Annotated in this window: 9 protein-coding genes and 1 pseudogene; 1 reads left to right on the forward strand and 9 read right to left on the reverse strand. The window is 73.1% G+C overall.

Features of this window, described 5'->3' with window-relative positions; genetic code table 11:
• Positions 1–158: 158 nt before the first annotated feature.
• From TR49_RS25645 to TR49_RS25670, 6 genes and pseudogenes are all read right to left on the reverse strand, one after another.
• Positions 159–2,498 carry a xanthine dehydrogenase family protein molybdopterin-binding subunit gene (locus TR49_RS25645; RefSeq protein ID WP_439654127.1) on the reverse strand — a complete coding sequence of 780 codons (2,340 nt, stop codon included), beginning with the start codon at positions 2,496–2,498 and terminating at the stop codon, positions 159–161.
• A 1,324-nt stretch (positions 2,499–3,822) separates the two neighbouring features.
• Positions 3,823–4,291: pseudogene (locus TR49_RS45810) on the reverse strand ((2Fe-2S)-binding protein); the annotation flags it as partial.
• A 41-nt stretch (positions 4,292–4,332) separates the two neighbouring features.
• The gene (locus tag TR49_RS25655; RefSeq protein ID WP_084725416.1) at positions 4,333–5,187 is read right to left on the reverse strand and encodes an FAD binding domain-containing protein; all 855 of its coding nucleotides are present in this window, start codon (positions 5,185–5,187) and stop codon (positions 4,333–4,335) included.
• 223 nt (positions 5,188–5,410) lie between these two features.
• Positions 5,411–7,015 carry a beta-N-acetylhexosaminidase gene (locus TR49_RS25660; RefSeq protein WP_042385766.1) on the reverse strand — a complete coding sequence of 535 codons (1,605 nt, stop codon included), beginning with the start codon at positions 7,013–7,015 and terminating at the stop codon, positions 5,411–5,413.
• A gap of 82 nt (positions 7,016–7,097) precedes the next feature.
• Positions 7,098–7,379 carry a DUF3039 domain-containing protein gene (locus TR49_RS25665; protein WP_042385767.1) on the reverse strand — a complete coding sequence of 94 codons (282 nt, stop codon included), beginning with the start codon at positions 7,377–7,379 and terminating at the stop codon, positions 7,098–7,100.
• 94 nt (positions 7,380–7,473) lie between these two features.
• The gene (locus TR49_RS25670) at positions 7,474–8,052 is read right to left on the reverse strand and encodes a YqgE/AlgH family protein (RefSeq protein WP_042385770.1); all 579 of its coding nucleotides are present in this window, start codon (positions 8,050–8,052) and stop codon (positions 7,474–7,476) included.
• 225 nt (positions 8,053–8,277) lie between these two features.
• On the opposite strand from TR49_RS25670, the gene murA reads away from it, so the two are divergent.
• A complete protein-coding gene (gene murA, locus TR49_RS25675) occupies positions 8,278–9,609 on the forward strand; it encodes a UDP-N-acetylglucosamine 1-carboxyvinyltransferase (RefSeq protein WP_042385771.1) in 1,332 nt (443 codons plus the stop codon).
• 105 nt (positions 9,610–9,714) lie between these two features.
• Here the strand turns inward: murA and TR49_RS25680 are convergent, their stop codons facing one another.
• From TR49_RS25680 to TR49_RS25690, 3 genes are all read right to left on the reverse strand, one after another.
• Entirely contained in the window at positions 9,715–10,476 is a 762-nt protein-coding gene (locus tag TR49_RS25680; RefSeq protein WP_042385772.1) for a GNAT family N-acetyltransferase, read from the reverse strand.
• A 162-nt stretch (positions 10,477–10,638) separates the two neighbouring features.
• Entirely contained in the window at positions 10,639–10,920 is a 282-nt protein-coding gene (locus tag TR49_RS25685; RefSeq protein WP_042374359.1) for an HU family DNA-binding protein, read from the reverse strand.
• 398 nt (positions 10,921–11,318) lie between these two features.
• On the reverse strand, positions 11,319–12,770 hold the full coding sequence (locus tag TR49_RS25690; RefSeq protein ID WP_042385773.1) for an NAD-dependent malic enzyme: 1,452 nt from the start codon (positions 12,768–12,770) through the stop codon (positions 11,319–11,321).
• Positions 12,771–12,985 lie beyond the last annotated feature (215 nt).

Here is a 12,985-nt window from a genome sequence, read left to right on the forward strand (position 1 = left end):
TCGCCCGGACGCCTGCTGGCTGCGGTGAGGATCATGTCGCGCTCCCGTCGTCGTGTGTGATCTCCGACTACGGGTTCCACGGTGCTCCCGCGTCATGAGAGCACCATGAGCGAACCGTCCCTTTTGCACTAAAGCTGCGACGGCACGGCCCCACCGCCTCAGACGGCCGCGTCCTCCGGCGGGATCGGGAGACGGGTGATCGGCATGCCCGTCGCCGCGCGGACCGCCGCCGCGATCGCGGCCGGGGCCACGACGGCGGGCGCCGCGCCGACGGCCTTCGCACCGAACGGGGCCACGACGTCGCGGTCCTCGATCAGGGCCGCCACGCGGATGTCGGGGGCGTCCAGGGCCGTCGGCAGACGGTAGCCGACCAGGGAGGGCGCAAGGATGTGGCCCTCGGCGACCGTCAGGTCCTCCATCAGGGCCAGGCCGAGGCCCTGGGTGACGCCCGCCTCGATCCGCGCCTCGATCTGGCGGGGGTTGAGCGCGCGGCCCACGTCCTGGGCGGCGGTGACCTCGACGACCCGGACCGTGCCGAGGTCGATGTCGACGTCCACGACGGCGCGCATCGCACAGAAGCCGAGGCCGACGAAGGCGTCGCCCTGGCCCGTCTCGGGGTTCAGCGGCTCGGTGGGGTGAGGACGGCACTGGGCCGTGGCCCACAAGTCCTTGCCCTCCAGCGCCTCCAGCACCGGCATGCCCAGCACCCCGTCGTAGGAGGTGATCCGGCCGTCCTTGATGCTGAGCAGCTCCGGGGACATGGCGAACCGCGCCGCCAGCGGCTGGAGCAGCTGCTGGCGCACCATCAGCGCCGCGCGCTCGATCGCGCCGCCGGCGACCCAGGTCTGGCGGCCGCGCGCGGACGGGCCCGAGGCCGGCTGGTCGGTGTCGACGGGGGCGATGTAGACGTCGTCGACACCCAGGACCTCCTGGACGATCTGCTTGGCCAGGGTGGCGAAGCCGGTGCCCGGGTCCACGGCCGCGCAGATGACGGACGCCTGCGAGCCGGTGACCCGCACCGACGCCGTCGCGACCTCGTCCGAGCCCTCGACGCCCAGCATCGGGACCATGCCGACCGCGTAGCCGATGCCGCGCCGCACCGCGGCCGGTTCGCCCGCGCCGCCGGGGCCCTCGGGGAGCAGCCACTCCGCGTCCGGCCGGTCGACGGGCAGCGGCGGCAGCGGCTCGTCCGCGACGGCATCGAGCAGCTCCCGCACGGGGGCGGGGCAGGTGACGGCCTGTCCGGTCGGCAGCAGGTCGCCGGTGGCCATGACGTTGCGGCGGCGCAGCTCCAGCGGGCTGAGGTCCAGGGCCGCCGCGAGGCGGTCGAGCTGGGACTCGTAGGCGAAGCAGGCCTGCAGCGCGCCCTCGCCGCGCATCCGGCCCGACGGCGGGTTGTTGGTGCGCACCGCCCAGGCGTCGACGAAGACGTGCGGGACGACGTAGGGGCCGGCCGCCAGCGCCGCCGCGTTGGCCAGCACCTCGCTGGAGACGTCCGCGTAGGCGCCGCCGTCCAGCAGGATCTGCGCCTCGACCTTGACCAGGCGGCCCTCGGCGTCGGCGTGGTGGCGGTAGCGCAGCAGCGCGGGGTGGCGGTGCGGGTGGGAGAGGAAGGACTCCTCGCGGGTCAGCACCATCTTGACCGGGTGGCCGGTCCGCGCCGCGAGCAGTGCGAGGGTGGCCTGGAAGCCGAGGTCGTCGCGGTCGGCGGTGGCACCGGGCACACCGCTGACGACGAGCCGGACCCGGTCCGGTTCGATGCCGAGGCAGGAGGCGATCCGGTCCCGGTCGCCGTGCGGGTCCGTCGTCGCGACGTGCAGCTCCACGCCGCCGTCCGGGCGCGGCACGGCCAGCCCGGCCTCCGCTCCGATGGGCGCCGGATCCTGACGGCCCACCTGGTACATGCCCTCGACGACGACCTCGCCGACGACCTCCGGGTCGCCGAAGCGGATCGGCAGCTGGCGGAAGATGTTGCCGTCCGGGTGCAACGGCGGCGCCTGGAACGCCTGGTCGGGATCGGTGAGCGCGGGCAGCGGCTCCCACTCGACCGTGATCGAGGCCGCAGCCAGCCGGGCGGTGTCGGGGTGGTCGGCGGCGACGGCCGCGAAAGGTTCGCCGTGGTGGCGCACCACGCCGGCGGCGAGGATCGGCCGGTCGGCGATGCAGGGCCCGGTCGGCGCGCCGTTCGGCGTCCCGTCGGGGCCCGGCGGCAGGTCGTCGGCGGTCAGCACCGCGTAGACGCCGGGGATGGCCAAGGCTGCGCGGGTGTCGATCGAGACCATGCGCGCGTGCGCGTACGGCGAGCGGGCCAGGGCGCCCCACAGCAGGCCCTCGGCCCACAGGTCGGCGGCGTAGGGGTAGACGCCCATCGCCTTCGCGGGCGCGTCCTCGCGCAGCGCGGACACGCCGATCCCGGAACGCTGCGCCCGGATGGCCGCCGCGGTCTCGGTGCCCGGCGTGTCGACGGGCGCGGGGGCGGTCGGCGTCGCGCCGAGCAGCCCGCCGAGGGCCGCGCCGGTGGCGCTGCCGGGGGCGCCCTCGCGCACGGTGGCGAGGTTGGTCAGCGTCGTCTCGCCCGAACCGGGGTTGCCGCCCAAGTGGCCGCCGGTCGCGTCGGTCGAGTCGGAGGGGGTGGTCACGAGCCGCTCTCCTGGCCGTGCTGGTGGGGCAGGACGTACACACCGGTCGCCGGGTCGAGCCCGCCGGGCACCCCGGTCGCACCCTCGTAGGGCAGGTCCGACGGCGAGGCCGTCCCGTCGGCGTCCGCTGCGGCAGCGGACAGCGTGCCCACGTGGAACGAGCCGGTGACGTCCGTCGGGAGCCCGGCCGCGCTGGTGGCCGCGCCGCCGAAGGACACCGGGGCCTTCGGCGGCGTCGAGCCCGCGCCCGGGCCGGCGGCTACGGGGTCCTGGTCGCCGCTCGTCCCGCCACCCGCGAGACGCCGCGCGGCGACCTGGGCCCGCATGCCGGCCCCGAGGCCGGCGCCCAGCCCCGAGCCGAGGCGCAGCTCGCCGGTCTGCCCGGCCTGACCGCCCTGCTCGGGGACGGTCGGTGCCACCTGGTCGGCCGTGTACTCGCCGGCCGCGAACTGTGCGGTGTCGAACTGGCCGGTCGCGAACTGTGCGGTGTCGAACTGCCCCGTCGCGAACTGGCCCGTGTCGAACTGGCCGGTCGCGTACTCGCCGGTGTGGAACTCCCCGGTCTGGAACTCGCCCGTCACGTGGTCGTCCGTCGCATAGCCCGCGGACGGGTGGTACTCCCCCTGTGCGGCGTCCACGACCGGGAGTTCCTGGGAGTCGCCCGGCTCCGTCACCAGCAGCGTGCCGACCGCCTGCCCGACGGCCCGGCCCGAGGCCGAGCCGTCGGACTGGCTCGGGAAGCGCCCGCCGAACGGACCGCCCGGGTAGGGGCCGTCCCCGTAGGGCTGCTCGTACGACTGGCCGTAGGTGCCGGTGGCGTAACCCTGCTGCGGGTAGCTCTCCTGCTGCGGGTAGCCCGGCTCCTGGGTGCCGTAACCCGGCGTCCCGTAGTTCTCGTAGTTCTCGTAACCGCCGTGCTGCGGCGGCACGTCGACGTAGACGGGCAGCTCCGCCTCCACGTCGTAGCCCTCGTCGCCGGCCTGTTCCCCGCCCTCGAACGCCTCGTCGTACTCGTAGTCGTAGCCCTCGACGTGCTCGACCGGCCCACCCTGGGCCGGGACGGCGGGCCCGGCCATCGGGACCAGCTCCTCGACCGGCGAGGTGACCTCCAGCAGGCCGTCCACCGGACCGTCGCCGAAGTACGGCGTCGTGACGACGTCCTCCGGCGACTCGTCCTCGTCCGCTCGCGCGGCGGCGACGGCCTGGACCGCGGCGAGGGCGCCCCGGTAGCCGGTGCAGCGGCAGAGGTTGCCGCAGAGCGCCTGACGGGCCTCCAGATCGCTCGGGTGGTGGTTGCGTTCCAGCAGGTCGTGCACGGCCATCGCCAGACCGGGCGCACAGTAGCCGCACTGGACCGCGCCGCTCTCGGCCAGCGCCTGCTGCACGTCGGAGGGCACGCCCTCCTCAGCCAGGCCCTCGACCGTGCGGATCTCGACGCCCGCCGCGAGCGCGGCCGGCACCAGACAGGCGGCGGACAGCTGGCCGTCCACCTGGACCGAGCAGGCGCCGCACTCGCCCTGCTCGCAGCCGCCCTTCGCGCCCGCGAGCCCCAGCCGCTCGCGCAGCACGTACAGCAGGCTCTCGCCGATCCACGCGTCCGCGACCGGCCGGTCCACGCCGTTGACCCGCAGCGTGTACGAGGTGCGCGGCGAGTCGTCCGCGCCGAACCCCAGCGGGGAAGTCAGAAAGTCCGTCACGAAAGCGCCCTCCCGAGTGCGCGGCGGGCCAGTACGGACACGGTACGCCGAAGCCGTGCCGTCGTGGGAGCGGCATCCGTTCTAGCAGCCGCGGCCTCGGCTCCGGCGTCGGGTACGCACGCGGAGGCGACGTACTCGCCGAACGCCTGCGCCACGCCCGGGTCGACGGTACGCTCCCCGTCCCAGTCGATGCAGCCGGCCACCCATTGTTCGGCCTCCAACGGCCGCAGCGGGACGGGCGCGACCGCGCCGACCGCACAGCGCACGGCCCTGCGGGCGGGGTCCAGCACCAGGGCGACGGACGCGACGGCACGGGAGGGGCCGGTGCGGCCGCCGGACTTGAGGAAGACCTGGGGCGCGTGCAGCAGCGGAACTCGGACATATGCGAGCAACTCGCCCGAACGCAATGGGTCCAAGCCGGTCAGCAGGTGACTGACCGCCACCTCTCGTCCACCCTCCGGACCCACCAGCGTCACCGTGGCTTCGAGCGCGGCGAGCACCGGCAGGGTGTCCCCGGCCGGGTGGGCGCTGACGATGTTGCCGCCGAGCGTCCCGACGTTGCGCACCTGCGGCGGCCCGACGGTCGCCGCGGCCTCGGCGAGGGCGGGGATCAGCGCGGCGAAGTCCGGTCGCGCCATGCGGGCGTGGGTGAGCCCCGCGCCCAGCAGGGCCGCCCCGTCCTGGTACTGCCAGCCGCGGAGCTCGGCGACCCGCCCCAGCCCAAGCAGCGCCATCGGGCGCAGCAGCCCGGCGTTGACCGCACCCATCAGGTCGGTCCCGCCCGCGACCGGCACCGCGCCCGGCGACTCCGCCATGGCGCTGACGGCCTCGTCCAGCGAGGCCGGGAGCATGATCGTCTGGTTCACTCGTGTCCCACCGTGCTCGGGCCGCTCACGCCGCCACCCTCCTGGCCGTACGGTACGTGGAAACGCACCTGCTGCGCACCCTCCTGGTGTGGCGTGGAAGCACAACGATTGCACACGGTGTGTGAAAGCCAGGGCGGGGGCCTTTTTCCGAGCGCAGGAACCCGGCAGCCTCCAGGGGCGCCGGGAACTGCCCCTTTTGCGAAGAAGGTCAGGGTCGTCCGTCGACGGGGCGGCCGAGGACGCCGGGGCGGGTCTGCCAGGGGCGGGGGCCGCCGGGGTGGCGGTATTCGACACCCATCGCGTCGAGGCGCGCGTAGTGGGTGGTCATGCGGGCGGCGAAACCCTCCCAGTCGCGGGCCTCCGGCTCGCGGGGCAGGTCCGACCAGGCCACCTCGGCGAACGCGGCCAGGCGCGGGAACGCGTGGTAGTCCACGGAGCGGGCGTCGTCCATGAACTCCGTCCAGACGTTGGCCTGAGTGCCGATCACGTGCGCTGCCGCCGCCGCGTCCTGGCGCAGCGTCGGCGGGAGGGGCTCGTACCGGTAGACGTCCTCCAGGGTCCGCACGTAGCCGACGGGGATCGGCTCGTCCGCATCCGCCGACTCCCGGTGGTCCAGGTACACGTGCTGCTCGGGACACATCACCACGTCATGTCCCGCCCGCGCGGCGGCGATTCCGCCCTCGTACCCGCGCCACGACGAGACCGCGGCCCCCACGGCCAACCCGCCCTCCAGAATCTCGTCCCACCCGATCAGCCTGCGGCCCCGCTCCGCGAGCCAGCGGTCGAAGTGACGGATGAACCAGCTCTGCAGCTGGTCCTCGTCGGCGAGGCCCAGCTCCTTGATGCGCGCCTGCGCGGCCCCGCTCGCGCGCCACTGCTGCTTGGGGCACTCGTCGCCGCCGAGGTGGACGAAGGCGGAGGGAAAGAGCTCCAGCACCTCCTCCAGCACGTGCTCGTAGAACCGCAGCGTGCCGTCCTCGACGTTCAGCACGTTGGGGTTGACGCCCCAGTCGGTGAAGGTCCGCAGCGCCGTCGTGTCGACGACGTCGTGGTTGCCGAGTTCGGGGTAGGCGGCGATCGCCGCCTGCGAGTGGCCGGGGATGTCGATCTCGGGGACGACGGTGATGTGCCGGGCGGCGGCGTAGGCGACGATCTCGCGCAGGTCGTCCTGGGTGTAGTAGCCGCCGTGGGGGCGGTCGTCGCGGCGCCCGCCGTCGCGGAAGCCGACCATGGAGCGCTCGCGCCAGGAGCCGACCTCGGTGAGCCGGGGATAGCGGCGGATCTCGACGCGCCAGCCCTGGTCGTCGGTCAGATGCAGGTGCAGCACATTGAGCTTGTGCGCGGCCATGAGGTCGAGGTAGCGCAGCACGTCCGCCTTGGGCAGGAAGTGCCGGGCGACGTCGAGCAGCAGACCGCGCCAGCCGAAGCGGGGGGCGTCGTCGACGACGACGTGAGGGAGCGACCAGCCGTCCGGCGTGACCGCGCCGCGGCGGTAGGCCCGCGGGCCGAGCAGCTGGCGCAGGGTCTGCGCGCCCCAGAACAGCCCGGCGGCGCTGCCGCCGCTCAGGCGGACGCCGTCGGCGTCGACGACGAGCCGGTAGCCCTCCGCGGCGAGGCTCCCGTCCAGGGCCAGGGTGATGCCGGCCGGGCCGGGCAGCAGCGGCAGGCCCGTGGCCGCACCGAGCTCCGCGCGCAGCCAGGCCGCGACGGACTCGGTGCCCGCGCCGCCGTCCAGAGCGGTGGCGGTGGTGAGGTCGTAGGCGGCGGATCCGTCGGGCTGGGCGAGGGACAGCGGTGCGGGGATGAGGTCCATGACCTCATCCTGCCCGCCGTCCCACCTGAGGACTAGACCACTGAGCCCGTCACCGCCCGGACGGAGGGACTGGACGGAGGGACTACTTGTCCTTGCCGCCCTTGTCCTTGCCCTTGCCGTCCATGCCCTCCCAGATCTCCTTGCAGAGGGGGCAGACCGGGTACTTCTTCGGGTCGCGGCTGGGCACCCAGACCTTGCCGCAGAGCGCGACCACGGGCGTGCCGCTCAGCGCGCTCTCCATGATCTTGTTCTTGTCGGCGTAGTGCGCGAACCGCTCGTGATCGCCGTCGCCGTGGGAGGTCTGCGGGACCTCCTCGATCAGGGTGCCGGTACCGGTCGCGCGCTCGGGCTCAAGGGTGCTCATGCCGGCCAAGTCTAGTTCGGGCCGTTGCGGAACGGTCCAGCCCTCCGACGTGATTCCGGTCGCCGGCGAAATCACGGCAGCGACCGCGCCGAGGTCAGTTCAGGCTGGGGTCGTCCGCGTACGTCGCCACCAGTGCCAGCTCGCCCCGCTGCCGGCGCAGCACCGCGCGCCACAGGCGCTCCGGGGCCGGCGCCGAGACGTCGCCGGGCTCGGAGTCCACCAGGAACCAGGCGCCCTGGCGCAGCTCGTCCTCCAGCTGGCCCGGGGCCCAGCCCGCGTAACCGGCGAAGACCCGCAGCCCGCCCAGCTCTCCGACCAGCAGCTCCGGGGGCGCCTCCAGGTCCACCAGGCCGATCGCCCCGTGCACCCGGCGCCAGCCCAGCACCTCGTCCTCGCCCTGCTCCCCGGGGACGACGGCCAGCGCGAGTGCGGAGTCCAGGCCGACCGGTCCGCCCTGGAAGATCACCGACGGCTCCCCCGCGAGATCGGCCCAGGACTCCAGCACCGCACCCACCTCGACCGGCGTCGGCCGGTTCAGCACGACCCCGAGCGAACCCTCCGTGTCGTGGTCGAGCAGCAGGACCACGGCACGGTCGAAGTTGGGATCGGTCATGGCCGGAGTAGCCACGAGCAGACGTCCGGTGAGCGAGACGGGCACCGTCATGCCAGACATGATCCCGCACCGGGCCCGCGTAGGGCACTCGAACGCGCGCGTACGCGCGGCCTCCCGTGACCTTGCGCACAGCCCGCCACCCCGCATCCGCCGTCCGGCCAGGGGCGAAGGGTTTCGGGGGCGGAAAGGAACCGTGGGCAGGACCATTACCATCTCTCAGGGTGCGTGCACCCATGCGCACTCTTCGACCATCCGACTCCCCAGACCCCCCAGGATCGCGAGAACATGACCGACGACGTCCTGATCGTCCACGGCGGAACGCCGCTGGAGGGTGAGATCCGTGTCCGCGGCGCGAAGAACCTCGTGCCCAAGGCCATGGTGGCGGCCCTGCTGGGTCACGAACCGAGCCGGCTGCGCAACGTTCCGGACATCCGCGACGTCAAGGTCGTGCGCGGCCTGCTCCAGCTCCACGGCGTCACCGTCCGCGTCGGCGAGGAGGAGGGCGAGCTGGTGCTCGACCCGACCTACGTCGAGCGCGCGAACGTCGCCGACATCGACGCGCACGCCGGCAGCTCGCGCATCCCGATCCTGTTCTGCGGCCCGCTGCTGCACCGGCTCGGCCACGCCTTCATCCCGGGCCTGGGCGGCTGCGACATCGGCGGCCGGCCGGTCGACTTCCACTTCGACGTGCTGCGTCAGTTCGGCGCGGTCATCGAGAAGCACCCGCAGGGCACCGAGCTGAGCGCTCCCCAGCGGCTGCGCGGCTGCAAGATCGAGCTGCCGTACCCGTCGGTGGGCGCGACCGAGCAGGTCCTGCTGACCGCCGTGCTGGCGGAGGGCGTCACCGAGCTGCGCAACGCGGCCATCGAGCCGGAGATCGTGGACCTGATCTGCGTGCTGCAGAAGATGGGCGCGATCATCTCCATGGGCACCGACCGCACCATCCTCATCACCGGTGTGGACCGCCTCGGCGGCTACAACCACCGCGCCCTGCCGGACCGCCTGGAGGCGGCCTCCTGGGCGTGCGCGGCGCTGGCGACGCACGGCGACATCTACGTGCACGGCGCGCGGCAGCTGGAGATGATGACCTTCCTCAACACCTTCCGGAAGGTCGGCGGCGCGTTCGCGGTCGACGACGAGGGCATCCGCTTCTGGCACCCCGGCGGCGAGCTCAAGGCCATCGCCCTGGAGACGGACGTCCACCCCGGCTTCCAGACCGACTGGCAGCAGCCGCTGGTCGTCGCGCTGACGCAGGCCTCCGGCCTGTCCATCGTCCACGAGACGGTCTACGAGTCCCGCCTCGGCTTCACCTCGGCGCTGAACCAGATGGGCGCGCACATCCAGCTCTACCGCGAGTGCCTGGGCGGGACGCCGTGCCGCTTCGGCCGGCGCAACTTCCTGCACTCCGCGGTCGTCTCCGGCCCCTCCAAGCTGCAGGGCGCGGAGCTGGTCATCCCGGACCTGCGCGGCGGCTTCTCCTACCTGATCGCCGCGCTGGCGGCGCAGGGCACCTCGCGCGTCCACGGCATCGACCTGATCAACCGCGGTTACGAGAACTTCATGGACAAGCTCCGGGCGCTGGGCGCCCAGATCGAGCTCCCGGCGACGGCGGCCTGACGCGGGCCGTCCGGACGGACGGCCCGACAGGTTCTCGACGACCGCCCCTTCGACGCGCCGCTGCGCACGTACTGCCCGTACGTGCGCAGCGGCGCTTCGGCGTCGTCACGCCCGGCGCGTGAAGACGTGGATGTGCCCGACCGGCACGAAGCCGCTGCGTCCGTACCACTGCTGCGGCCAGTCGTCCGGCTCCGCGATGAGGAAGAAGGTCGTCGCGTCGGCCGCGCGGTGCAGTGCGGTGGCGAGGACGGTCCCGGCGTGGCCCGCCCGCAGGTGGTCGTCGGCGGTGACGAGGTCCTCCAGCTGGGCGACGCCGGCGGCGCGGTCCTGGTAGAGGTCGGCCCAGGAGGCCACCGCGCCGTCGTCGGCACGGGCGGCGAGGAAGAGGACCTCGGGCGCGCCGCCCAGGCGCGCGGCGCGGCGGGCGGCGAGGTGGGCGATGGTCTCCTCGTCCGCGTGCGGCATCCAGCCGCGCAGCTGGCGCTCCAGGGGCTCGCGCAGGTCGTCCAGGGCCACGGACTCGGCAGGCACGGCCGGTGCGGGGCGCGGGCCGCGGTGGACCATCACCAGCTCGGGGGCGTGGTCGTATCCGACGGCGGTCAACGCAGGCGCGCAGGCCCTCGCCTCGGCGTCCGTCAGCACGGTGATCCTGCGGTGGTCGAGGCCGTCGAGCAGCGCGTCCGCGCGGGCCGCCAGCAGGGCGGGCTCGGTCGCGGAGTCGACGAACAGCTGGTTGTTGTCGTGCGAGCGCGCGTACGCGCCGTTGCGGACCGCGAATCCGCCGGGGAAGTCCTCCGTCCATGCGGCCTGACGGCGGGCGAACGAGGACAGGAAACGCACGATCGACGCGAACTCGTCGGATGACATCCGAGACCCCTCCCGGGCTGGACCGGCCCTGAGGCTCCTCGGGCCGGGGACCAGTCAACCAGCGCCTTGAACGAGGCGAGCCGGCCGCCCCGCAGCTGCGGGGTGACCGGCTCGGCGACACGGCGCCGGGCCCCCTTGGTGGTGGGGGCTCCGGCGTCCGGATCACTTGCCCTTGGCGGCATCCTTCAGCTTCGAGCCCGCGGAGACCTTGACGCTGTAGCCGGCCGGGATCTGGATCGGGTCGCCGGTCTGCGGGTTGCGGGCGGTACGAGCGGCACGGTGGGTGCGCTCGAAGGTCAGGAAGCCGGGGATGGTGACCTTCTCGTCGCCCTTGGCGACGACGTCGCCGACGATGTCGGCGAAGGCCGCCAGGACGGCGTCGGCGTCCTTGCGGGTCACCTCGGCGCGCTCGGAGAGAGCGGCCACCAGCTCACTGCGGTTCATGTGTACTCCATTGTGGTCTGTCGCGTTGCGATCCTCGGCTGCCCCGGAGGACCGCCGCCTCGGCTGCCGAGCCGAGCCATCGAGCAGCCTGCGCTGGCTGCGATGGCGTCCCGACAGGCGATGGGGGTGTGCCTGAGCACGAATCCTGCCCCCACTCCCGCCGGGAAAGCGAATCCGGCACCCGCGAGAGTCACACGAACAGCGCCACGCTCCCGCGTGCGCTCATGGGACTCCCGCCGGTCACTCTAGGCGGACGTTTCCGGAAGTGTCGTAAACGACGCGCCGGGGCACACCGTATCGGTTGCGGTCCGGTGGCCCCAAACGCAGGTCAGCCTGTCGTCGGACGCTGCTCCACCCGGGTAGAGGTGAACGCTCGGCGGGCCGGTCGGGCGCCGGACTCAGCCCGAGATGATCGGAAAGGTCCCGGTCTCGCTCGCGCCGCTGCTCGGGGCCTGGCCGGTGCCCGCCGCGATCGCCGCGTCGCGGACCGCCGCGGCGACGGTCTTGGCCACGTCGGCGTGGAAGACGGACGGGATGATGTAGTTCGCGTTGCGCTCCTCCGCGCCCACCGTCGCCGCCAGCGCACGGGCCGCGGCCAGCATCATCTCGGTGTTGACGGTGCGGCTCTGCGCGTCCAGCAGGCCGCGGAAGACGCCGGGGAAGACCAGCACGTTGTTGATCTGGTTCGGGAAGTCGCTGCGGCCGGTCGCGACGACGGCGGCGGTCTGCCGGGCGACGGCCGGGTCGACCTCCGGGTCCGGGTTGGCCAGCGCGAAGACGATGGCGTCGTCGGCCATGGCGGCGATGTCCTCGCCGTCGAGCACGTTCGGCGCGGAGACGCCGATGAAGACGTCGGCCCCGCGCACGGCCTCCTTGAGCGAGCCGGTCCGGTTGCTGCGGTTGGTGTTCTCGGCGATCCAGCGCAGCGAGTCGTTGAGGTCGTCGCGGCCGAGGTGGACCACGCCGCGCACGTCCGCGACGGTGGCGTGGCGGATGCCGGCCGCCATCAGCAGCTTGAGGATCGCGGTGCCGGCCGCGCCCGCGCCGGACATCACCACGCGGACGTCGCCGATGTGCTTGCCAACCACCTCCAGCGCGTTCATCAGCGCGGCCAGGACGACGATGGCGGTGCCGTGCTGGTCGTCGTGGAAGACGGGGATGTCGAGGGCCTCGCGCAGGCGGGCTTCGATCTCGAAGCAGCGCGGCGCCGAGATGTCCTCCAGGTTGATCCCCGCGAAGCCGGGGGCGATGGCCTTGACGATGGCGACGATCTCGTCGCTGTCCTGGGTGTCCAGGCAGATCGGCCAGGCGTCGATGCCGGCGAAGCGCTTGAACAGGGCCGCTTTGCCCTCCATGACCGGCAGCGCGGCCTTGGGGCCGATGTTGCCGAGCCCGAGCACGGCGGAGCCGTCGGTGACGACGGCGACGCTGTTGCGCTTGATGGTGAGGCGGCGGGCGTCGTCGGGGTTCTCCGCGATGGCCATGCAGACCCGGGCGACACCGGGGGTGTAGATCATCGACAGGTCGTCGCGGTTGCGGATCGGCAGCTTCGAGGACATCTCGATCTTGCCGCCGAGGTGCATCAGGAAGGTCCGGTCGGACACCTTGCCGATGGTGATGCCCTCGATCGTGCGCAGCTTCTCGACGATCTCCTCGGCGTGCGCGACGGAGGTGGCGGCGATGGTGACGTCGATGCGCAGCGACTCCAGGCCGGAAGCGGTGACGTCGAGGCCGGTCACCGTGCCGCCGGAGGACTCCACCGAGGTGGTGATCTGGCTCACCGCGTTGCCACGGGCCGGGACCTCCAGCCGCACCGTGATCGAGTTGGAGACACTGGGAACCGCCGTCATCGACGCTGCCTTCTTCCTGTACCGCGCAACATATGGAGTCGCTCCGATGGTCGCACCTACTTGTCAGTAGGCGGAAATACAGTTCCACGGAGCGGCTTCTTCGCCGGAGGGGAATGCGTTCCAGGAGGCGTTTGTTACTCTGGCTGTGCGACACCGGCTCGATCCAAGCCCCCGGGCCCAACCTTCGTCCCTCAGAGGGACCACTTGCCGCGAGG

It is taken from the genome of Streptacidiphilus melanogenes (assembly GCF_000787835.1).
Lineage (GTDB): Bacteria > Actinomycetota > Actinomycetes > Streptomycetales > Streptomycetaceae > Streptacidiphilus > Streptacidiphilus melanogenes.